Annotated in this window: 20 protein-coding genes, 2 pseudogenes and 1 riboswitch; of the genes and pseudogenes, 15 read left to right on the plus strand and 7 right to left on the minus strand. The window is 68.6% G+C overall.

The features are described from left to right. On the plus strand, positions 1 to 300 hold a 300-nt coding region (locus AWQ68_RS42515), incomplete at its 5' end, for a DUF6461 domain-containing protein (protein ID WP_218006899.1). Between the two features lie 208 nt (positions 301 to 508). Here AWQ68_RS42515 and AWQ68_RS40880 read toward each other — a convergent pair. Beyond that, the gene (locus AWQ68_RS40880) at positions 509 to 934 is read right to left on the minus strand and encodes a pentapeptide repeat-containing protein (RefSeq protein WP_084464115.1); all 426 of its coding nucleotides are present in this window, start codon (positions 932 to 934) and stop codon (positions 509 to 511) included. 617 nt (positions 935 to 1,551) lie between these two features. Continuing rightward, positions 1,552 to 1,924: pseudogene (locus AWQ68_RS46175) on the minus strand (enoyl-CoA hydratase-related protein). A gap of 84 nt (positions 1,925 to 2,008) precedes the next feature. Next, a riboswitch (cobalamin riboswitch) is annotated at positions 2,009 to 2,197 on the plus strand. A 204-nt stretch (positions 2,198 to 2,401) separates the two neighbouring features. On the opposite strand from AWQ68_RS46175, the gene AWQ68_RS16600 reads away from it, so the two are divergent. The 8 genes from AWQ68_RS16600 (at position 2,402) to AWQ68_RS16630 (ending at position 11,020) form a co-directional block, all read left to right on the plus strand. Then, positions 2,402 to 3,412, plus strand: coding sequence for an ABC transporter substrate-binding protein (locus AWQ68_RS16600; RefSeq protein WP_066941353.1), 1,011 nt, complete (start codon positions 2,402 to 2,404; stop codon positions 3,410 to 3,412). Beyond that, positions 3,409 to 4,488 (plus strand): FecCD family ABC transporter permease, encoded by a 1,080-nt coding sequence (locus tag AWQ68_RS16605; RefSeq protein ID WP_066941355.1) that lies wholly within the window; start codon positions 3,409 to 3,411, stop codon positions 4,486 to 4,488. The genes AWQ68_RS16600 and AWQ68_RS16605 overlap by 4 nt, the downstream gene beginning before the upstream one ends. After that, entirely contained in the window at positions 4,485 to 5,303 is an 819-nt protein-coding gene (locus AWQ68_RS16610; RefSeq protein ID WP_084464116.1) for an ABC transporter ATP-binding protein, read from the plus strand. Before AWQ68_RS16605 ends, AWQ68_RS16610 begins: the two co-directional genes overlap by 4 nt. 14 nt (positions 5,304 to 5,317) lie before the next feature. Then, positions 5,318 to 5,995: a (2Fe-2S)-binding protein gene (locus AWQ68_RS16615; protein WP_245655953.1), complete on the plus strand. Its 678-nt coding sequence runs from the start codon at positions 5,318 to 5,320 to the stop codon at positions 5,993 to 5,995. 211 nt (positions 5,996 to 6,206) lie between these two features. Next, the gene (locus tag AWQ68_RS16620; RefSeq protein WP_066941358.1) at positions 6,207 to 6,404 is read left to right on the plus strand and encodes a hypothetical protein; all 198 of its coding nucleotides are present in this window, start codon (positions 6,207 to 6,209) and stop codon (positions 6,402 to 6,404) included. Positions 6,405 to 6,961: 557 nt separating this feature from the next. Further along, a complete protein-coding gene (locus AWQ68_RS16625; RefSeq protein WP_245655954.1) occupies positions 6,962 to 9,088 on the plus strand; it encodes a SpoIIE family protein phosphatase in 2,127 nt (708 codons plus the stop codon). 627 nt (positions 9,089 to 9,715) lie between these two features. Next, a complete protein-coding gene (gene rpmF / locus AWQ68_RS40885; RefSeq protein WP_373281526.1) occupies positions 9,716 to 9,895 on the plus strand; it encodes a 50S ribosomal protein L32 in 180 nt (59 codons plus the stop codon). A 3-nt stretch (positions 9,896 to 9,898) separates the two neighbouring features. After that, positions 9,899 to 11,020: a radical SAM protein gene (locus AWQ68_RS16630; RefSeq protein WP_066941360.1), complete on the plus strand. Its 1,122-nt coding sequence runs from the start codon at positions 9,899 to 9,901 to the stop codon at positions 11,018 to 11,020. Positions 11,021 to 11,379: 359 nt separating this feature from the next. On the opposite strand, the gene AWQ68_RS16635 is transcribed toward AWQ68_RS16630, so the two are convergent. Then, complete coding sequence (locus AWQ68_RS16635) at positions 11,380 to 12,000, minus strand: TetR/AcrR family transcriptional regulator (protein ID WP_066941361.1); 621 nt, start codon at positions 11,998 to 12,000, stop codon at positions 11,380 to 11,382. Between the two features lie 243 nt (positions 12,001 to 12,243). On the opposite strand from AWQ68_RS16635, the gene AWQ68_RS16640 reads away from it, so the two are divergent. Together AWQ68_RS16640 and AWQ68_RS16645 are read left to right on the plus strand one after the other, a co-directional pair. Continuing rightward, positions 12,244 to 13,629 (plus strand): purine-cytosine permease family protein, encoded by a 1,386-nt coding sequence (locus tag AWQ68_RS16640; protein ID WP_169808932.1) that lies wholly within the window; start codon positions 12,244 to 12,246, stop codon positions 13,627 to 13,629. Next, on the plus strand, positions 13,626 to 14,426 hold the full coding sequence (locus AWQ68_RS16645; protein WP_084464080.1) for an MBL fold metallo-hydrolase: 801 nt from the start codon (positions 13,626 to 13,628) through the stop codon (positions 14,424 to 14,426). Before AWQ68_RS16640 ends, AWQ68_RS16645 begins: the two co-directional genes overlap by 4 nt. A gap of 310 nt (positions 14,427 to 14,736) precedes the next feature. Here the strand turns inward: AWQ68_RS16645 and AWQ68_RS16650 are convergent, their stop codons facing one another. Beyond that, on the minus strand, positions 14,737 to 15,165 hold the full coding sequence (locus tag AWQ68_RS16650; RefSeq protein WP_066941362.1) for a nuclear transport factor 2 family protein: 429 nt from the start codon (positions 15,163 to 15,165) through the stop codon (positions 14,737 to 14,739). A gap of 88 nt (positions 15,166 to 15,253) precedes the next feature. On the opposite strand from AWQ68_RS16650, the gene AWQ68_RS16655 reads away from it, so the two are divergent. The 4 genes from AWQ68_RS16655 to AWQ68_RS16670 all read left to right on the plus strand — a co-directional run bounded on the left by AWQ68_RS16655 (position 15,254) and on the right by AWQ68_RS16670 (position 18,062). Then, a complete protein-coding gene (locus AWQ68_RS16655) occupies positions 15,254 to 15,841 on the plus strand; it encodes a TetR/AcrR family transcriptional regulator (protein ID WP_066941364.1) in 588 nt (195 codons plus the stop codon). 337 nt (positions 15,842 to 16,178) lie between these two features. Further along, positions 16,179 to 16,520: an ArsR/SmtB family transcription factor gene (locus AWQ68_RS16660; RefSeq protein WP_066941366.1), complete on the plus strand. Its 342-nt coding sequence runs from the start codon at positions 16,179 to 16,181 to the stop codon at positions 16,518 to 16,520. 47 nt (positions 16,521 to 16,567) lie between these two features. Continuing rightward, complete coding sequence (gene arsB / locus AWQ68_RS16665; RefSeq protein WP_066941368.1) at positions 16,568 to 17,665, plus strand: ACR3 family arsenite efflux transporter; 1,098 nt, start codon at positions 16,568 to 16,570, stop codon at positions 17,663 to 17,665. Continuing rightward, positions 17,658 to 18,062, plus strand: coding sequence for an arsenate reductase ArsC (locus AWQ68_RS16670; protein ID WP_066941370.1), 405 nt, complete (start codon positions 17,658 to 17,660; stop codon positions 18,060 to 18,062). Before arsB ends, AWQ68_RS16670 begins: the two co-directional genes overlap by 8 nt. Before the next feature lie 189 nt (positions 18,063 to 18,251). Here AWQ68_RS16670 and AWQ68_RS16675 read toward each other — a convergent pair whose 3' ends face one another. From AWQ68_RS16675 to AWQ68_RS16685, 3 genes and pseudogenes are all read right to left on the minus strand, one after another. Beyond that, complete coding sequence (locus AWQ68_RS16675; protein ID WP_066941371.1) at positions 18,252 to 19,304, minus strand: ArsO family NAD(P)H-dependent flavin-containing monooxygenase; 1,053 nt, start codon at positions 19,302 to 19,304, stop codon at positions 18,252 to 18,254. After that, positions 19,301 to 19,648: an ArsR/SmtB family transcription factor gene (locus AWQ68_RS16680; protein WP_066941373.1), complete on the minus strand. Its 348-nt coding sequence runs from the start codon at positions 19,646 to 19,648 to the stop codon at positions 19,301 to 19,303. Before AWQ68_RS16680 ends, AWQ68_RS16675 begins: the two co-directional genes overlap by 4 nt. A gap of 203 nt (positions 19,649 to 19,851) precedes the next feature. Beyond that, positions 19,852 to 20,498, minus strand: a pseudogene (locus AWQ68_RS16685) (lysine N(6)-hydroxylase/L-ornithine N(5)-oxygenase family protein); the annotation flags it as partial.

Here is a 20,498-nt window from a genome sequence, read left to right on the forward strand (position 1 = left end):
CAGCTTCAGCATGGAGATCAGCGAAACGCGTGGTTCACGTATGCCCGCGATGGGCACATGGTCGTCGCTTTCGATCCCATATCGCCCGACGACCGGGTCGGCGCTGATCCACACGCGCTCGATCACATGATGGAGGGGCTGCGCTTTGAGATCAGCGGTCCGGAAGTCCACGAAAATTACGTGGAAACGGACGAGAGTATCAGTTCGGCATTGGCACTGATCGGACGGGTCACGGAAACAGATATGGCCGCTGACTGGTTCGAGGCGTTGCACTCTCGCGCCAGGCCCACCTCTTCCTGATCGTTTAAGGATGAGGCCTGGAGCCCTCGCAGGCAGAGGTTGCCGTATGCCAGGTCGGGCGGGCCGTGATGAGATCAGCCCGACGGCCAACCCAGGCGGGATACCCTCGCCCGCGCCATGCCGTGCGCCACTTCAAGCTCATCGCACAGGGCTTGAACCGGAAGTTCTCTGGAGCGGCTACGGAGAAATTCACCGCGAAAGCCCGAGGCTAGATAAACCGCGACGGAATACCGATTACTTGCTCGAATTGCATGTCACGAGTGATGGCGTTATCGAACTTGGCGCCAGTGACATCGGTTAGACCGTGCGGCGGGGTGCCCGTGTTGACGCTGCTGAATCGTGCTGCGGTCAGGTCGGTGTCCCGCAGGTCAGCCGCCCGCAGGTTGCAGCCGGCCATGCTAACGCCTCTGAGTGACGCGCCCCGAAGGTGCGCCATGCTGAGGTCGCACAGCTTAAAGGAGCAGCCATCTAAAGCGGAGTGACGTAGGTCTACCCCGACGAACGAGCAGCGCACGAACCACAGCTGCTGCGGTCGTAGCGAGGCCAGATCCTGGCCATCGAATACTTGCCGTTCGACGGTGGCGTAGAGAGGAAGTGAATTTAGGAGTCGCTTCGGTGAGGCCTTATCATTCATGTACGTCATTGTGCCATCCCGGCCGGAGCCAAATCGAGAATGCTGCTGCGTTGAGGATCCGGATGGGCAGAGCTGCGCCCATCACTGCGATGGCCTTGAACCGCCTTGTGGGGAGCAGTCATCAGTACTGCGGATCAAGTCTTTTCGTGGGTGCTTGATCACATAGGTTCCGTTTGCTTCGGATTATGCGCCTCGCCGCGTGGGGGGTGGATTCGCCGGCGAGCCGGCGGACCATGAGGTCGATCATGCTCCACCCCGGCGGCGAGCATCAGTGAGGCCGCGCCGTGACGCAGATCGTGCAGCCGGACCCGGCGGGAGCCCGACCTGGCCCTTCCGCGCTCCCGTTCCAGCAGTCAGGTCGTCGTATTCCAGCAGGGCCAGTTGAGTGGCCAACTGGAAGGCACGCTGACCGCACTGGTCTCGACCGCGGACTTCACCGACCCGCAGGCCCGCGCGCTCACCACAACGCGCTGATCCGGCCGCTCAGCGCCTACCAGGGCCCGGCCGAACGGCACGTACCGGAGCCGGCCAGGCGCCTGGCGCCGCTGAGCGGCTGACCGCCGCGCCTCCGGGTCCTTACCGGAACCGGGGGGCGCGCGATCAAGCCAGGCGCTCTTTCAGCGGTTGACGAAGGCGGGCGTGCGCTTCTCCATGACCGCGGCCATGCCCTCCTTCTGGTCGGCGGTGGCGAACGTGGCGTGGAAGCGCCGCCGTTCGGAGCGGACCCCCTTGGCGAGTGTGGTCTCGAAGGTGCGGTTCACACTCTCCTTGACCATCGTCGCCGCCGGAAGCGACATGGCCGTGACGGTCTCGGCCGTAACCAACGCGTCGGCGAGCAGGCCGGCCGCGGGCGCCACCCGGGAGACCAGCCCGCTCCGCCTCCTCGGCGTCCATGGTGCGGCGGGTCGGGCACAGCTCCGTGGCCTTGGCCTTGCCGATCGCGCGGGTCAGGCGCTGGGAGCCGCCGATGCCGGGGATCACGCCGAGCACCCCGGGATGCCGTGATCAAATCGGCTGACTCCAAGCGGGCCCGACAACCGCGGCAATCTATCCGAACCCGGCCCTTTGTGAGCCATGCCTCGTATGCGACCATGGTCGCCCGAAGGCGACGGCGGAACGAGGAAGCCGGTGTGAATCCGGCGCGGTCCCGCCACTGTGATCGGCGAGCGAACCCCGACGACGCCACTGCCCGTACGCGGGCGGGAAGGCCGGGGCGAGCATCGACCCGAGAGCCAGGAGACTCACGCGGTCGCCTCCTCGAAGGAATTGGGGCGGATCTCCCCAAGAGAGGACGGTGGTCGTCACCATGCCGTGCAATCGGCGTGACGTCCTTCTCACTGCCCGCGGTACGGCCGGCGGCTTTCCGAGCTGCTGCTTCATGGCCGACGGTCATGACACCGGCCGCGACGGCGGCACTCTCCTGGTGATCCGGCTCCTCCCCCGCCGCGCCACAGAGAGGGTCAATCCATGAAGAGCCGATGCTCGCGTCTCATCCCGGTGATCGTGACGTTCGCGCTGCTGCTCGCCGGCTGCGGGAACACGGGACAGAGCACCCCTTCGGCCGGCTCCTCAGCCGCGGCCCCTTCGGCGGCGACCTCGTCCGCTGCGGGTTTCCCGGTGACCGTGAGCGATTGCGGCGTGACGACCACCTATCAGCAGCCGCCACGACGAGCCGTGACGCTCAACCAGCACGCCACCGAGATCATGCTCGCCCTCGGGCTGGAGAAGTCGATGGTCGCGACCGCCTACCTCGACGACAAGGTCCTGCCCGAGTACGAGACCGCCTACAAGGGCATCACGGTGCTGGCCAAGGAGTACCCGTCCTACGAGGCGCTGCTGTCGGTCGAGCCCGACTTCGTGTACGGCGGGTTCGCCAGCGCCTTCGCCGAGAAGGAAGGCCGCAGCCGGGACACCCTCGCCAAGGCGGGGATCAACTCCTACCTCAACATCGAGGGATGCACGAGCCCGGTGACCACGGCCACCGTGGACGACGAGATCCGCACGATCGGCAAGATCTTCGGAGTGTCCGACCGCGCCGAGCACCAGATCGCCGCGATGCATGACGTACTGGACGGCGTCAAGCAGAAGATCGACGGGATCGACCCGGTCAAGGTGTTCGTCTACGACAGCGGCGACAAGACGGCGTTCACCGCGGGCGGCGCCGGTGTCGGCAACGAGATGATCACGCTGGCGGGCGGGACGAACGTGTTCGCCGACCTCGGCAAGACGTTCGGCGACGTCTCGTTCGAGCAGGTGGCGGAGCGGGCGCCCGAGGTGATCGTCATCTACGACTACGGTGACCAGCCCGTCGAGAGCAAGAAGGCGTTCCTGCTCACCAACCCGGCGCTCAAGGACGTACCCGCGATCAAGAACAAGCGATTCGCGGTGCTGCCGCTGTCCTCGACGGTGCTCGGCGTCCGGGTGCCGGCGGGCGTGGACTCCCTGGCTCGCCAACTGCACCCGGACAGCTTCGCGTGACCCGGGTCGCCGAGTCCCCGCCGGCCGCTCCCCCGGTCGGCGGGGATCGCCGTGCGCGCGTGCCGTACCCGCTCGTCCTGACGCTGCTCGCCGTCGCGGTGGCGGCCGCCGCCACGGCCGGGATCGCGATCGGCTCGGTCCGCCTGCCCCCAGGTGAGGTGTGGGGCATCCTGCTGCATCGGCTCCACCCGGCACTGGTCGAGCCCACCTGGCCGCGGGTCAGGGAGACGATCGTGATGGACGTCCGCGTCCCCCGTGTGCTGCTGTGCGCGGTCGTCGGAGCGGGCCTGTCGGTCTGCGGGATGGCCCTGCAGGCGCTGGTACGCAACCCCCTGGCCGATCCGATGCTGCTCGGGGTGTCGCAGGGCGCGTCGGTCGGCGCGGTACTCGTCATGGTGTTCCACCTGTCGCTGGCCGGTATCTTCACACTTCCCCTCGCCGCCTTCGCCGGCGCCTTCCTGGCGCTCGTTCTCGTCTACTTCCTGGCCCGCGCGGGTGGACGGATGACCACGGTGCGCCTGGTCCTGTCCGGAGTCGCCACGGGCGAGGTGCTCTCGGCGGTCGCCAGTTACCTGGTGGTCACCTCCGGCGATCCGCACAAGACCGAGTCCGCGCTGCGCTGGATGCTGGGCGGACTCGCCGGCACGACCTGGGACCTGGTCTGGATCCCCGCCGGGGCCGTCCTGCTGGGGACGTTCGTGCTGCTCGGCGTCAGCCGTCCGCTCAACCTGCTGCTGGCCGGGGAGGAGGCCGCGGCGTCCCTGGGACTGAACGTCCACCGCTTCCGCGCCGCGCTGTTCGTCCTCGTCGCTCTGATCGTCGGGGCGATCGTCGCGGTGAGCGGGTCGATCGGTTTCGTCGGGTTGATGATGCCGCACGTCGTGCGGCTGCTGGTCGGCGCGAACCACCGTCGCGCGCTGCCCGCGGTCGCCCTGCTCGGCGCGGCGTTCCTGATCGTCGCCGACCTCGCCGCCCGCAGCGTGATCGCTCCGGAGGAGATTCCGATCGGCATCCTGACGGCGCTGGCCGGAGGTCCCTTCTTCCTGTGGCTGATGCGACGCAGGGCGGCGGGATGAGCACGATGGGCACCCCCGCGGAGCTTCATGCCGAGGGAATCCACGTCGTCGTCGGCGGACGCTCCCTGGTGCGGGACGTCTCCCTGCGGATCGCTCCCGGCGAGGTCGTCGCGCTCGTTGGGCCGAACGGCGCCGGAAAATCCACCCTGCTGCGCACCTTCTATCGGGCGCAACGTCCGACATCGGGCCGGGTGCTGCTGGACGGCGCGGACATCTGGCGCATGACCGGCAGGCAACTCGCGCGGCGGCTCGCCGCCGTCCTGCAGGAGGCGCCCGCCGAGTTCGAGTTGACGGTGTACGACGTGGTGGCGATGGGCCGCTCCCCCTACAAGCGCGCCTTCCAGGGAGACGACGCCGATGACCGTGACATCGTCATGAGCGCGCCGGAGTCCCTGGATGTCAACCACCTCGCCCAGGCCCCGTTCGACCGGCTGTCGGGAGGGGAGAAACAGCGCGTCCTGATCGCGCGGGCCCTGGCCCAGCGAACCGGGACCATGGTGCTGGACGAGCCGACCAACCACCTGGATCTGCGTCACCAGTTCGACGCGCTCCGGCTCGTGCGTCGCCTCGGCGTGACGGCCGTCGTCGCGCTCCACGACCTCAACCTGGCCGCCGCGTTCTGCGACCGGATCTGCGTCCTGAACGCCGGTCGCGTCGTCGCCGCCGGATCTCCTACCAAGGTGCTCACCCCCACCCTGCTCGCCGAGGTCTACCAGGTGGACGCCGAGGTGACGGTCCACCCCTGTACCGGCATCCCGCAGGTCAGCGTGCTGCCGGGCGGCCGATCCGAGGGAGACGGCTCGACATCGACGTGACATCCTTGCAGCCGGTGCCACCCGGATCCGTCGCCGCCGCCCTGACCGACGTCGCCGACCTGGGATCGTTCTTCTCCCTCACCGTCGGTGAAGCCGACGGTGAATGGCGACCCATCGGAGATGCGTACGCGGCCGGTCTCGCGCATCTGGGGGCCGAGCGCGCGGCCCGCTACGGCACGTCCGAGCCGCGCATCGCCGCCTCCATCGTCCAGCTCGGTCACGCCGCCCGGCTGTGGGCTCCCGTCCTCGGCTGCGTCCTTCTGCACGGCATCGTTCCCGACCTCGGCGGACTTCAGCAGCAGGCGGACGGTCCCGCACTGCGGTTGCCCGCGCCGCGCGGATGGCGGGCGCCGTCCGGTGACGCTCTCACGCACGTCGTTTATCGGCTGGTCATGGACGAGCATCTGGCCCCGTTGGCCGCCGGGTCACAGGTCAAGGTCGCCGCGGGACTCCTCCACGGCAACGCCGCGTCCGCCATGGCCGAGGCCGCACGCGACATCCTGCGGTCCCACCCCGACCTCCGTACGTCCATCACCCGGCTCGCTGTGGACCTGCTCGGCACCGGGAACCTGCGTGGCAGAGGCGAGTTCGCCGGCCCGGATCTCGCGTTCCGGCGCCGAAGCTGCTGCCTGTACTACCGGGTCCCGGGCGGCCGGAGATGCACGGACTGCTCACTCAGGAAAACAAGGTGAACATGAGCCGTGACGGAGGAGCGTGCAGATTCCCGGGAAGCCTCCGTCCTCTACCCGTCCTACCGGGCGCGCACACTATGACACAAGTCACATGATCTTGTGACACCAACGATCTGGTAATGCCTCTGACCGTCATGTAATGATCATTGTCAGTCAAGTGCGAGGAGTGTGATCACGCATGAAGATCGGTTTGAAGCGTACCTCCCGAGCAGTGTCAGTCATCGTCGCCGCCGCGGCCGCCGCCGGCATCGTCCTCGGTTCGGGCGCGGCGTCGGCGCAGACCGTCATCAAGACTTATCCGTACACCACCGAGGGTGCTCGGGCCTGCCAGATCGACCTCAAGCTCGCCCCCGCCGGGTACTACTGCACCACGATCAGCAACCCCAAGCGGTACGCCCTCGCGCACTGATCTGACGATCGCGAATGCCGCCTCCAGATATCCGGAGGCGGCATTCGCCGTTTCCCGCGCCGGCGGCGCCCCGGTCGGCGCGGCGGTGATGACGTGTTCAGCAGATAGCCGAGCAGGCGTCCCCTGGACGGTGCGCGCCTCTCTGTGTCAAGTCCGTGTCAAGCCGTTGAGGGCTGCCGGCAAGACCGTGCGGATCATCGGGCTCAACCTTCCCAGCGCCCGCGCGCACGCCGGCCCCGGGGAACGGGGCGTCGAGTCGCTCTGACGGTGGGGCACTTTCCCGGCTGATCGCCGCCGCCTGCCACGGCAGAGGAACTGGCCCGACATACGGGCAAGAACCGTAAAGCTCTCTTCATGCTTGGGACACGTGAGGGGCGGCATCCGACAACGGTGGCAACTCCGCCCATACGACACCATATCTTCCATATGTGCGGTTCTTCCTGAACAGATGTGCTGGTCAGGCACAGGGGGGAGTCGAATAGATGATGCGAGCCCGGGTCCGTTGCGCCACCGAATCCGAGCGGTACGCACGCGCGTTGGACGAGATGCTCCTCCGCGTGACGGCCGACGTCGGCGCGCACATCGGTGGGATCTACCTCCTGGCCGACGCGGATCAGGTCCTCCTGATGGATCGGGTGATCGGCCTTCCCGAGCAGATCGCGAAGCCGTGGGCGCGGATCAGAGTGCAGAGTCTCGTACCCGTCGCCGCCGCCGCCCGCGAGCGTCAGCTGGTGTGGGTGTCCAATCACCATGATCTGGCCCGCCGCTTTCCCGGGGCCGCGCTCGCCTTTCCGTACCATGTCGCGACGGCCACCGCCCCCATTCACAGCGGTGCACGCGACTTCGGCGTTCTGCTGCTGGTGTGGCCCGTGCCACGCCCACCGCACCTCTCCGCAGGGGAGCGCGACATCATCGATGCCGCCCGACGGCGGATGGCCGACCTGCTGCGACGCGCAGCCGATCACGGCGCCCCGGTGCTGCCGGGCGATCGGCCGTACCTCCTGGCCCCGGCGGGAAGCGACGAGGTGGCGGGACCGCACCTTCCCGCGGCGGTGGACTGCCTCAACCGGCTCCCTGAGAGCTGCGTGTCGCTGGATCTGGAAGGCCGCATCACCTACGCCACCGCCGCCGCGGCGGAACTGCTCGGCGGCACCGTCGCGAGCCTGATCGGACGACCGCCGTGGGAAGTGGCGGCGTGGCTGCGGAGTCCGGTGTTCGAAGACTGCTACCGCGCGGCGATAGTCAGCCAGGAGGTCACGTCCTACACCGCCGAGCCTCCCGACGGCGACAGCAGATTTCTCCAACTGTTTCCGGATCGGTCGGGTATCACCCTTCGCATCACCTCGGTTCCGGCGGCCGAGCCCGGTGTCGAGGAGCACGGGCGCGAGCCGGCTCCCGGTCCTGTCCGCGTTCCAGCGGCCCGGCCCCCGACGCTGGAGCAGGTGCGGGAACCGGTGTCCGCTCTGGACCGGCCGCCCCGGGCGGAAGCGTTCTACAACCTGCTCCATCTGACCGCGAGCCTCACCCGGGCGGTCACCATGCGGGACGTCATCGATCTGGTCGCCGACCATGTCATGCCGGTGTTCGACGTCCGCGCCATGGCGATCGCGGTCCTGGAGTGCGGACGAATGCAGGTCATCGGGTCACGCGGCTACGGCACCGGCGTCGTCGACCGGTTCCAGGACCTCCCGATCACCTTGTCGATGCCCGGCGAGCACGCCGTGCGCACCAGGGAGGCGGAGTTCTTCGCCACCTGGGACGAGTTCCAGCAGGCCTATCCGCACGCCGTTCATTACGACGACATGAACGCCTGGGCGTTCCTGCCGCTGATCGCCTCCGACCGGCCCGTCGGCATGTGCGTGCTCGCCTACGCCGAGCCGCACGCCTTCACCGCCGAGGAGCGATTCACCCTCACCGCGCTCGCCGGGTTGACCGCCCAAGCCCTCGACCGCGCCCGTATCTACGACATCAAAGACAAGCTCGCCCAGAGCCTCCAGGCCGGCCTGCTGCCCGGGAGTCTCCCGACAGTCCCGGGGGTGGACGTCGCCGCCCGCTACCTGCCCGCGACCCACGGTGTGGACATCGGAGGCGACTTCTACGACCTGATCCGTCTGGAGGACAACGCGGTAGCCGCGGTCATCGGCGACGTCCAGGGACACAACATGACGGCCGCCGCGCTCATGGGACAGGTGCGCACCGCCGTTCACGCCCACGCCGCGACCGGCGCCGGCCCCGGCCAGGTCCTCGCCCACACCAACCGGCTGCTCCTCGACCTGGCCCCCGACCTCTTCACCAGTTGCCTGTACGTCCACCTCGACCTGAAGCGGGGCGTCCTGTCCGCGGCGAGCGCGGGCCACCTCCCGCCGCTGCTGCGCCTCCCGGACGAGCCCGGGCGGATCATCGACGTGCCTCCCGGCGTGCTTCTCGGCGTCGACACCGGCGCCACGTATCCCACCGTTGAACACCCCCTTCCGCCCGGAACCCTGCTCGCGCTCTACACCGACGGCCTGGTCGAAAGCCCCGGCCGCGACCTCGGCCGCGCCATCACTGACCTCACCGCCGACCTCAGGCACGGCCCGGACCGGTCCCTCCAGCAGATCGCCGACACCCTGCTCCAGCGCGCCCCGCACACCCGGCAACGCTCCGACGACATCGCCCTGCTCCTCCTCAAAACGGAGCTCTGAGGCGCTGAAGGCGTGAACACGCGCCACCGCGCACGGGTGTGGCGAAGTATGGGGAAGCCGGTGGACCATGGGCGCCGGCATCGACGCCCACCTCTGTGATGCGTGTCAAGCAATATCCGCTGGTCAGCATCCGACCCGTGGCTACGCGCCCACGGCTGGCGGGGTGGGCTCGGGCCAACCCTCCTCACCACCGGCCGAGATCAGCCGGCTGTCCACGACTGGTAGGGTGGGCGTCATGGAGATCGAGGTCGACAGAATCTAGCCACCGAACTGCCGGTGGCTTTCACGTGTGTGGGCGACGCCCGCATCGGTGAATGACCGTTCTCCCAAACGCAGTAGCGTGAGTCCGCTCGTCCAAGGCGTTGACACCTCTGCGTGAGCCTCGCCGGCACGTTCGCATCGCACCGACCTCGGTCTTGAGTTCGTGCCTGCGAACGCGCGCGACCTCGATCCTGCCCGCCCGTACCCGTCCACCCTTCGCCCAGCACTCGGGCAGCCCCCGGTGTCTGGGGCAGGTGGCGTTCCGGTCATAGGGATCGAATCTTTCGCCGCATTGACTCACGGCCCGTGGTCGGTTGTCCCGTCAGCTCCGCTGATATTCGCAACCACTCGCGAAAGGCCATGGCCATGCAGCACCGCACATCCCGTTCCCGCGCCCGTCACCGTCGCGCCCACTGGAAGGCGAGCGCGCCGACGCTCACCACCTGCACGAACCCCGCCTGCGGCAAGCCCACCCTGCCGCACCGAGCGTGCCAGCACTGCGGCTTCTACCGAGGCCGCGAGGTCTTGCCCCCGACGGGGCGGTGACACATGAGCGTCGTCCTGACCACGAGAAGCCGCTGGATGCGCATTCGCGACCATCTCGAACAGACCGGTGCCCCCGCGTTTCGCTTCCGCCAGATCATCGCCGCATGGCAGAGCTCGACAGCCGAGACCTTCGCGGACGTCCATGCATTGCCGGCCGCACTGCGTGCCGACCTCGCGGAACGATTCGGTCCACGGCTGCATCCCCTTACTCCACTGGAAGTCCAACGGGGCGAACAAGTCGAGAAGGTGCTGTTCGGTTCGGAGAGCGGCGCCCGCATCGAGACCGTCGTGTCGCGCTATCGAGCCGGATGGGACTCCATGTGCATCTCGTCGCAGGCCGGCTGCGGCCTGGGCTGCACGTTCTGCGCCACCGGCGCGGTGGGCCTGGTCCGCAACCTCAGTGCCGACGAGATCGTCGCCCAGGTGATGCACCCGCATTGGACTCGCAAGGGGCTGCCCCGGCCGGCGAGCGTCGCGTTCATGGGGATGGGCGAGGCGCTCGCCAACCCTCACCTGTTCGACGCGCTCACCCTGCTGACAGACGCAGGCTACGCCGGGATGTCCGCGCGACGAGTGACCGTGTCCACCGTGGGGTTCGCACCGAATCTCACCCGCCTGGTCAACGAGCACCCACAGGTGACGATCACCTTGTCCGTGCACTCGCCGTTCGCGCGGGAGCGTGCCCGCATCATCCCGCTCGAGGAACGCTTCCCGCTCACCCAGAACCTCGACATCCTCGACCGGCATGCCGCCACGAGCCGCCGAAAGGTTTACCTCGCCTACCTGCTCATCGCCGGCGTCAACGACAGCAACGACCATCTCGCCGCGCTCGCCGAGCTGGTTCACGCGCGGTCCCGGCCCGAGCTGTTCCACGTCAGCGTCATCCGCTACAACGAGGCGGCGGGAGCCTCACCGGACTACCGCGCCCCGTCCTCCCCCCGAGTAGACGAGTTCGTGCGCGGCCTCACCGCCCGCGGTGTGCATGCGACACGGCGACGGCAGTTCGGCACCGGCATCGACGCCGCCTGCGGTCAACTCCACGCCAAGTACCTCGCGGCGACACCGGTGATCGCCGCCGCCCCTGTCAACACCGAACTGATCCCTGTCACGCCCGTCCGCAGTTGAGAGGAAGGAAGAAGACAGCTGATCCCGATGCATGACGAAACGGGCCCGTCCACGCCCAGCCGTCGCTGCTCCACCTCGACCTCCCATCTTGACGCCGTCATGATGACTGGCCCCCCTCGAAGCTCACTCGAAGACCGCATGGCCGCGACCGTGCCTTTCTTCGGGTCGCCCGAATCCAGGTCATCCTGCCGACGGCCGATTCCACGTCCGAACCGTCGCCACCGCCGCGGGCCGGCTCCGAGTCGGGGGGTCCGGCCGGGCGTGGTTTCGCGTGGTACTGGACATGGCCGCCTGAGCCACCGAGGCGACAACAGGAACCCCACCGAAGAGTTCGGCAGGGCGCGCCGTTGGCCGTTCGCCTATGTGTTTTCGGGGCGGAGGCTGCCGAGCGGGAGACCGACCTCGCGTTCGACGGTGTCCCACACGAGGGCGTGAACGTCGCCGTACGTGGTTTCGGAGCGCATGGAGACCTGGACGAGGACGCCGTCGACGAGGACGAGTATGCGCAGGGCGCTGGCGGCCGGGTCACTGACGCGAAAGACGCCGGCGTCGTGGCCGCGCCGGAGCAGGTCGGTCAGGACGTCGAGTCCGTCGATCATCTGCTTGTCGACTTCGCGGGCGAGGTCGGGCCGCCGGGGGGCGGCGACCCAGGCGCTCATCCAGATGCGGGCGTTGGCGCTTCCCATGCTGAGGGACCGCTGAATCAGTGCGCGGAGGGCGTCGGTGGGCGGCAGGCTCTGGCAGGCCTGCCGGTCCTGGTCGTTCTGGGCGCTCGCGGTCTGGGCGAACGCGGCCACGACGAGGTCGTCGACGGTGGGGAAATAGTGGTGGATCAGCCCCGACGTGACGCCGAGCGTGGTGGCGACGTCGCGTGAAGTGATCCGGTCCAGGCCGAGGGTGTCGGCCAGGGCGAGTGCCGTGTCGATGATCTCCTGGCGACGCTCTTCCGGTGGTCGGCGTGTGGCGGCCCTCTTCGGCATGCCCCTCAGTGTATTGATCGGCCGCTCAATTACATCCACGCAGGTCAGGTGCGCAACCCCACGACGCTCGGCGCGGAGGGTGTTCATGTGTGCACGGAACGGGCATTGACGTCCGCCGACCACGTCTATTGAATACCTGCTCAACAAGCAATTGAGCATGTGCTCAACATGGAGGTGGGCATGGTTTCCGTCCCGGACGCCGCCAGCGCACAAGCAACACCCCCCGGACCGCCAGATGCCTCAGTGCCACAGGACGCGTTCGGCAAGATCGAAACCAGGGGCATCGACTATGTCCCCGACGACGAACGGCACGGCCGACCGTTCGAGCTGTTCCCCGTGTGGTTGTCGTCGAATGTCGGCTACCTCTACCTCGTCCTCGGCGGCACCCTGTCAGTCCTGGGCCTGTCCGTGGGCCAGTCCTTCACCGTCCTCGTCCTCGGCAACCTCTTCTGGGGCCTGGTCGGATTCCTCGCCGTCAGCGGCCCGGCCTCCGGCACCCCCAGCCAGGTCGTCACCCGCGCCATGTTCGGCATCCGCGGCAACCGCCCCTTCGGCGCCGGCCTCGGCTGGCTCGTGGCCGTCATCTACGAGGGCATCAACCTGTCCATCGGCGCGCTGGCAGGCTTCGCCCTGCTGGAGTCGTTCGGCCTGCACCCCTCCACCCCGGCCAAGGTCGCCATCACCGTGGTGACCGGCGTCGCGGCGTTCGCGCTCAGCCTGTACGGCCACGCCACCATCGTCCGCTTCAGCGTGCTGTTCTCCGTGGTGCTGGGAGCCAGCGGCCTCGTCCTCGGCGGCTTCGTCACCCAGCACGCCACCCTCACCCCCGCCGGCTTCACCCCGCTGCACGGCCAGGACCTGTGGGTGGCCGCCTTCATCGGGTTCACCGTCATCGCCGCCGCACCCTTGTCCTGGGCCAACGGCGCCGACTACGCCCGCTACCTGCCCGCCGACGTCTCGAAGTGGAAGGTCGCCGTCAGCACCGCCGCCGGCGGCTTCGTGCCCTCCGTCGTCATGGGCGGCATCGGCATCCTCGCCGGAACCGCGGTCGACATGAACGACCCCCAGAGCTCGATGCGCGCGATCGTGCCCGATTGGTTCTACACGATCTTCCTCGCGCTCATCGTCATCTCCTCGATCACCAACAACGTCTTGACCACCTACTCCTCCGGCCTGTCCCTGCAGGCCCTCGGCGTACGTATCAGCCGCGCCCGCTCGGTGGCCATCGACGCGCTGCTCGGCGGCGCACTGTGCGCCTACGCCCTGCTCTCGCCGAGCTTCGTGGCCTCGCTGAACAACATCCTGGCCCTGACCGTCACCTTCCTCGGCCCGCAGATCGCGATCTATGCCGCCGACATCGTCCTCAGACGCAACGCCTACGACGGACCATCACTGCACGCCGAGCATCCCGGCGGCGCGTTCTGGTACCGCCGGGGCTACAACCCGGCCGGCATCATCGCCCTCATCTCCGGCACCGTCACCGCCCTGCTGTTCGTGAACACCACCGTCCTGGTCGGGCCAGGTACCAGCGCCATCGGCGGCCTGGACCTGTCCGCCCTGATCGGCCCGCTCGTCTCCACCATCGTGTACGTCCTGCTCAGCGACACCCGTCAGAAGGACCGCCGGTGACTCCCCCGCATGTCACCAGAGCCGGCTCCACACCGGCACCCAAGCTCCCCGTCGCCGACCACTGGTTCACCGTCACCCCCGTCGACGATGCCATCACCGTGATCCACGAACCACAGGTGCACCCATTCCTCCAGGCCAACATCTGGCACATCCGCGGCAGTCAACGCGACCTCCTCGTCGACGCCGGTCTCGGCGTGGCCCCGCTGCGTCCCGCCTTCCCCCACCTGTTCACCGACGAGCCGATCCTGGTCATCACGCACGGGCACCTCGACCACATGGGCGGCGCGCACGAGTTCGCCGACTGCCGCGCCCACCAGGCGGAGAACCTCCAGACCCCACTGCCGGGCGCGCTGGCCTCCGCCGCCCTCTTCGACGAACTCGGCATGACCGAGCCCGACGACGAAGAAGTGCCCGAACTGCTGATCTCCGCCGTCCCGTACGAGCACTACGACCCGGAGACCTACCGGCTGCGCCCGGCCCCCGTCAGCCGGTACCTGACCGACGGCGACACCATCGACCTCGGCGACCGGCAGCTCACCGTCCTGCACCTGCCCGGTCACAGCCCCGGCAGCATCGCGCTGTACGACGCGCGGACCCAGACGCTCTTCTCAGGCGACGTCGTCTACGACGACCAGCTCCTCGACGACATCCACGGAGCCGACCAGGAGGCCTACGTCGCCACCATGGCCCGGCTGCGCGACCTGCCCGTCACCGTCGTCCACCCGGGGCACGGCCCCTCGTTCGACGGAACCCGGCTACGAGAGATCGCTGACGCCTACATCGCCGCCCGTGCCTGACAACGAACGTGGGAATTCATGGCCCGCCCGTTCCGCGGCTTCCGGGGCATGGACTCCCGCGTTCAGCCAGAGCGAGACCGCCGCGTGCCGCAGGACGTACGGCCGGGCCGCCGACAGCTCGGGCCGCGCCAGTCGGTCAGAACCATGATCGAAGCTGCACCCAGCCGCAGGTCAGAAGCCCGCTCACCGCGCAGCCGGGCGTACGTGCCCTGGCTGGAGCCGAGCCGCTGGATCTCGCCGGCAGGGCGACGCCCACCGTGTAGAGCGTGCCTGGCGCGATGGTCAGCGAGGCGCTGAAGGCGCCGTTCGATCATGATCTCAGGGTCTCGATGAGCTGATCGAGATCGCCTCGGCGGCGAGCCGAGGCGATGTGGTGGATGTAGTCACGGGAGCTGATGATCTTCCCGTCCCGCACGCGGAGTATGAAGACGCAGGGGACCCGGAAGGGGTCACCCCCCTCGGTTGTCCCTCGGTATTCGAACTCGGCGACGATCACCTCGGGATCGGCGGTCTCGTGCACGGTGATGTTGGCCGGCTCCTGGCGAAGGTACGGCAGGCGCTTGCCGGCCGAAAAGTGCTCACGCAGCTCCTCACGGGTGCGCAGCGGTTTGTCGCCGGACGGCGCAAACGGATGCTCGACGCAGGTCTGCTCCGCGTACAGATCGGGCAGCTCGTCCCAGCGCCCCTCCGAGACGCCCCACACGAGTTTGAGGAATACCTCGCGAGGAGTGAGCGCCATGATGCCTCCTGATTGGACGGTAATATCCGAAGTGGAGACTCCACATATCCGAAGTGGAGACTCCGAATATACGGAGTGGAGACTTCGGATGGCAACACAACCGACGCGCGCCGATGCCCGCGGAAACCGAGCCCGGATCCTTGAGGTCGCCGAGGAGGTCTTCGGCAGGGGCGGCTCGGCGGCCTCCACCGAGGAGGTCGCGCGCCTCGCCGGGGTCGGCATCGCCACCGTCTTCCGCCACTTCCCCACCAAGCAGATCCTGCTGGAGGCGGTTGTGGTGAGACACTTCGACCGCCTGTGCCGGCGGGCGCAAAGCCTCGCCGAATCGGATGATCCCGGCCCCGCGTTCTTCGACTTCTTCGGCCAGATCGTGGCCGATGCCGCAGGCAAGCTCGCCATCATCGAGGCGTTCACCGACGCCGGCGGTGACGTCAACGGCAAAGCGGGCCAGGGCCCGCGGGACCTGCGCGAGGCCGTCGGCGTCCTGCTCCGGCGTGCCCAGGACGCCGGAGCGGTCCGTACGGACATCGGCCTCGACGAGGTCCATGCGCTCCTCGTCGGCGTCTCACGGGCCGTCGCCCACATCCGCCTCGACGAGCGGGCCCGCGCGCGTGCACTCGAGATCATCTTCGACGGGCTCGCTCCTGGTGACAGCTGGAGACAGCCTCGATCGTGACCAAGGGCAGGAACGACAGCTCATGACACGGCCCCACCAGCCGTAGGGGGCCTCGCCGAGGTGCCGTACTGGGGGTTGCCGGTCGCACGGCCGTCGTGTCGCGAGGACAGACGGGCACGACCCCGGTCCGCATCGACGTCTACCAGCCGCAGCGGGTGGGACGCGGACGTGCCGGTAGAGGGCCGTCCGATCCGGGACAAGATCGAGCGCCATGTGCGCGATCTCCTCGCCCAGCCCAACTTCCCTCCCGTCCGACCTCGCACGGACGGGACCTGATTAGTCACTCATCGATATCGATATATATTGATATCGATAGGCATCGACACAGGGAGGGCGGATGGAACCGCTGGAGCTTCTGGAGTGCAGTTCGCCTCTGACGCGTGAGCCTCTGGACGGCGAGCAGGCCGCAGGAGTGGCGCGCGTGTTCAAGGCGCTCGGCGACCCGGTACGGCTGCGCATCCTGTCGATCGTCGCCAGCCACCAGGGCGGCGAAGCCTGCGTGTGCGACCTGACCGCCGCCTTCGACCTGTCCCAGCCGACGATCAGCCACCATCTCAAGGTCTTGAAGGAGGTCGGCCTGCTCACCTCGGAGCGCCGCGCCTCCTGGGTGTACTACCGCATCGTCCCCGAGACGCTCGCGGAGCTGTCGGGCCTGCTCAGCGTCCCCGTCACGGTCTGAGCGGCATCCGCCCCGCCATCTCCGGCACGCATGGAAGATCACTTCTCATGTCATCGAGCCCGACGCGCGCCGCAGCGTCCGTCCCGCCTGAAACCAACGTGATCGGCGGCCTGTCGACACTGGATCGGTTCCTGCCGGTCTGGATCGGCGTCGCGATGGCCGCCGGCCTGCTCCTCGGACGGCTCGTCCCCGGTCTGAACACCGCCCTGGACGCGGTCAAGGTCGGTGACATCTCCCTGCCGATCGCGCTCGGCCTGCTGCTGATGATGTATCCGGTGCTGGCGAAGGTCCGCTACGACCGCCTCGGCGCGGTGACCGGCGACAAGCGGCTGCTCGTCTCCTCTCTGGTGCTCAACTGGCTCATCGGCCCGGCCGTCATGTTCGCGCTCGCCTGGCTCTTCCTGCCTGACCTGCCCGAGTACCGCACCGGTCTGATCATCGTCGGGCTGGCCCGCTGTATCGCCATGGTCCTCATCTGGAACGACCTGGCCTGCGGCAACCGGGAGGCCGCCGCCGTACTGGTCGCCGTCAACTCGATCTTCCAGGTCGTCGCCTTCGGCGCTCTCGGCTGGTTCTACCTGCAGGTGCTGCCTGGATGGCTGGGCCTGCCGCAGTCCGCGCTCGAGGTCTCCGCCTGGGACATCGCCGGGTACGTGCTGATCTTCCTCGGCATCCCGCTCGCCGCCGGATACCTCTCCCGCGAGCTCGGCGAACGCGTCAGGAGCCGCGACTGGTACGAGACCCGCTTCCTGCCGAGGGTCGGCCCGCTGGCCCTGTACGGCCTGCTGTTCACCGTCGTCATCCTCTTCGCCCTGCAGGGCGACACCATCACCTCACAACCCGGCGACGTCGCACGGATCGCGCTGCCGCTGCTCGCCTACTTCGCCCTCATGTGGGGCGGCTCGTTCCTGGCCGGCCGGGCCATCGGGCTGCCCTACGACCGCACCACCACGCTGGCCTTCACCGCCGCGGGCAACAACTTCGAGCTTGCCATCGCGGTCGCCGTCGGAGTGTTCGGCGTCGCCTCGGGCCAGGCTCTCGCCGGTGTCGTCGGCCCGCTCATCGAAGTGCCCGTCCTCGTCGCCCTGGTCTACGTCAGCCTCTGGGGCCGCCGCTTGTTCACGAAGGAGCCCGTCCATGCCTGACCGCAAGCCCAGCGTCCTGTTTGTCTGCGTCCACAACGCCGGACGCTCCCAGATGGCCGCGGGCTGGCTCGCCCATCTGGCCGGGGACCGGGTCGAGGTCCGCTCTGCCGGGTCCGCTCCGGCCGACCGGATCAATCCCGTCGCGGTCGAGGCCATGCGCGAGGTCGGCATCGACATCACCGGCGGTCAGCCCAAGATCCTCACACCGGAGGCCGTTGAGGCCTCTGACGTGGTCATCACCATGGGCTGCGGCGACACCTGCCCCTTCTTTCCCGGCACACGGTATGAGGACTGGAAGCTCGACGACCCCGCCGGCCAGGGCATCGAGGCCGTACGCCCGATCCGCGACGAGATCCGTCGGCGCATCGAGAAGCTGCTCGCCGAACTGGACGTCTAGCCGAAGTTCGGCGAGCAACGCTGTGATCACGCAGCCGGCGGGCAGGAGATCAGCCATACGGTGGCGGTGAGCAGACGGGCCGCAGCCGCCAGGGTGGCCGCCTCGACACGCGGGCTGGTGTGGGCCGCGCGTCGGTGCTCGCCGACGTCCGGGCGTCCGCGTCTCTGGCGCATCAGCTGAGGCACGGCCTCACAACTGCGTCATGATCTCAGCGACTGCGTCACGCGCGGTGCGGCCGACTCCGATCAGCGTTGCGGAGGCAGGGCCGGTCCAGTCGCCGTAGCCGAGCAGGTGCAGGCACGGTTCGCCCAGCGCACGGGTGCCCTCGGTCGGGATAAGTCCGTCAGAGCCGCGCAGCCCCAACGGGGTCAGGTGGCCGAGCGACGGGCGGAAGCCGGTACACCACAGGATGACGTCACAAGCCAGCTCGGTGCCGTCGCGCCATGCGACACCGTGTGGGGTGATCCGGGCGAACATGGGCTCAGCCTTGAGCACGCCCCGATCACGTGCGTCACGGACCGGCGGCACCACGACGATGTCACCGAGATCAGCGACGCTTGGGGCGTTCTGGCCTGCCTGGACCGCCTGGTAGCGGCGGGTCGCCAGCGCGAACAGGGCCCTCCCGTCCACCTCATCGGGCAGCAGCCGAGGCGGACGCAAGGTGACCCAGGTGGTCTGGGCGACGGAGGAGACCTCGGCGAGGATCTGCGCGGCGGAGTTGGCCCCGCCGACGATCACCACGCGCCGGCCGTGGAAGGGCTGGGGACCCCGATAGTCAGCGGTGTGAAGCTGCCGGCCGTGGAAGTCCCGGATGCCGGGATAGTACGGGATGTAGGGGCGCCACCACGTGCCGGTCGCACTGATGACGGTACGAGCCTGCCAAGCGCCCACGTCGGTTTCGACCGCCAGCCGGTCGACGTCTCGCCATACGGCACGCACGCGAGCGGGCCGGATGATCGGCAGCTGGTAACGCTGTTCGTATTCGCTGAGATAGGCCACCGTGTGCGCCGCACTGGGATAGCCGCCACCCGGTGGCGGGCGCATCCCCCGGCCCGGAAGTGAGCTGTACTGGGCGGGCGAGAACAGACGCAGCGACGGCCAGGCGTGCTGCCACGCCCCGCCGGGAGTGTCCTGGGCGTCAAGGATGACGAAGTCGGCCTTGGCCCGGCGCAGGTGATACCCGGCCGCAAGACCCGCCTGGCCCCCTCCGATGACGAGGACGTCGACCAAGGATGAGGTCATGTGGTGGCAGGTTCGGCCAAAGGTGTGAAGAGGGCGCCGAGCCGGGCCACGGCAGCGGGGATGATCCAGTAGTAGACCCACGTACCGCGCCGTTCGCAGTCGATCAGCCCGGCGGTACGCAACACCTTGAGGTGATGGGAGATGGTCGGGGCGGTCAGGTCGAACGCGTCGGTCAGGTCGCACACGCACGCCTCGCCACCCGAGTGGGAGCCGATCATCGACAGCAGGCGCAGCCGAACCGGATCGGCGACCGCCTTGAGCAGCACTGCGAGTTCGGCTGCGTCGGTCTCCGACAGCGGCTCACGGGCGATCGGCGCGCAGCACTGACCGGTGGCGACGGTCACGACAACACCTCCTGATTCGATGCCGATCTAAATGATAGGCGATGGTAGGCAACCAGAGCGAACGAAGCGATTCCGCATGCCACGGCCACGGCGGCCATGCCCCACCCGCAACCTGCGGCCTGGGCCAGGGCCACCGCTCCCAGGGGAGCCGCGGCTTTGTCGGCGACCGAGAACATCGCGATCCACCCCGACAGGCTGGTGGTTCAGCCGCAGCAGCCGCCGCCGGAGGAGGAGGAGGAGGAGGAGGAGACGGTGGTCACGGGAAGCGGGGCGGCAAGCAGGCCGCCGCTGATGCCGGCGGCCAGGCCCACCCGCTGCTCCTGCGCTTCTGCCAGGTTGGAGGAGCACACGCCGGTCTCGGGCAGGTCGAGCTGGACGTGGCGAGCGGCCTCCCAGTCCCCGGCGAGCGCGGCCACGACGGAACGGACCTGCTCATACCCGGTGGCCATGAGGAACGTCGGCGCGCGGCCGTAGCTCTTGACGCCGACCGCGTAGTAGCCGGACTCGGGGTGGGCCAGCTCGTCCACGCCGTGGGCGGGGACGGTGCCGCAGGAGTGGTCGTTGGGGTCGATCAGCGGGGCGAGCTGCGAAGTGGAGCCGAGGACCGGGTCCAGGTCCAGTCGCAGCTCCGAGGCGATGGAGTGGTCGGGCCGGTAGCCGGTGGCCGAGACGATCCGGTCGACGGTCACCGACTGCTCGGCACCGGACGGATCCCGGCTGACCACCCGAACCTGGCCGTCGGCCTTCTCCACGGAGTGGGTGAAGAAGCCGGTCAGCAGCCGTACCCGGCCGGAGGTGACCAGGTGGTGGAGGCGGGCGCCGAGCGCGCCACGGGCGGGCAGCGCATCGG

Source organism: Microtetraspora fusca (assembly GCF_001570365.1).
In the GTDB taxonomy this organism is placed as follows: domain Bacteria; phylum Actinomycetota; class Actinomycetes; order Streptosporangiales; family Streptosporangiaceae; genus Microtetraspora; species Microtetraspora fusca.

What these genes read in the sequence shown, in the direction of transcription:
- AWQ68_RS40880 (WP_084464115.1), bottom strand. Translation starts at nt 934, where the DNA reads ATGAATGATAAGGCCTCACCGAAGCGACTCCTAAATTCACTTCCTCTC.
- AWQ68_RS16600 (WP_066941353.1), top strand. Translation starts at nt 2,402, where the DNA reads ATGAAGAGCCGATGCTCGCGTCTCATCCCGGTGATCGTGACGTTCGCG.
- AWQ68_RS16610 (WP_084464116.1), top strand. Translation starts at nt 4,485, where the DNA reads ATGAGCACGATGGGCACCCCCGCGGAGCTTCATGCCGAGGGAATCCAC.
- rpmF (WP_373281526.1), top strand. Translation starts at nt 9,716, where the DNA reads ATGCAGCACCGCACATCCCGTTCCCGCGCCCGTCACCGTCGCGCCCAC.
- AWQ68_RS16630 (WP_066941360.1), top strand. Translation starts at nt 9,899, where the DNA reads ATGAGCGTCGTCCTGACCACGAGAAGCCGCTGGATGCGCATTCGCGAC.
- AWQ68_RS16635 (WP_066941361.1), bottom strand. Translation starts at nt 12,000, where the DNA reads ATGCCGAAGAGGGCCGCCACACGCCGACCACCGGAAGAGCGTCGCCAG.
- AWQ68_RS16650 (WP_066941362.1), bottom strand. Translation starts at nt 15,165, where the DNA reads ATGGCGCTCACTCCTCGCGAGGTATTCCTCAAACTCGTGTGGGGCGTC.
- AWQ68_RS16655 (WP_066941364.1), top strand. Translation starts at nt 15,254, where the DNA reads ATGGCAACACAACCGACGCGCGCCGATGCCCGCGGAAACCGAGCCCGG.
- AWQ68_RS16660 (WP_066941366.1), top strand. Translation starts at nt 16,179, where the DNA reads ATGGAACCGCTGGAGCTTCTGGAGTGCAGTTCGCCTCTGACGCGTGAG.
- arsB (WP_066941368.1), top strand. Translation starts at nt 16,568, where the DNA reads ATGTCATCGAGCCCGACGCGCGCCGCAGCGTCCGTCCCGCCTGAAACC.
- AWQ68_RS16670 (WP_066941370.1), top strand. Translation starts at nt 17,658, where the DNA reads ATGCCTGACCGCAAGCCCAGCGTCCTGTTTGTCTGCGTCCACAACGCC.
- AWQ68_RS16675 (WP_066941371.1), bottom strand. Translation starts at nt 19,304, where the DNA reads ATGACCTCATCCTTGGTCGACGTCCTCGTCATCGGAGGGGGCCAGGCG.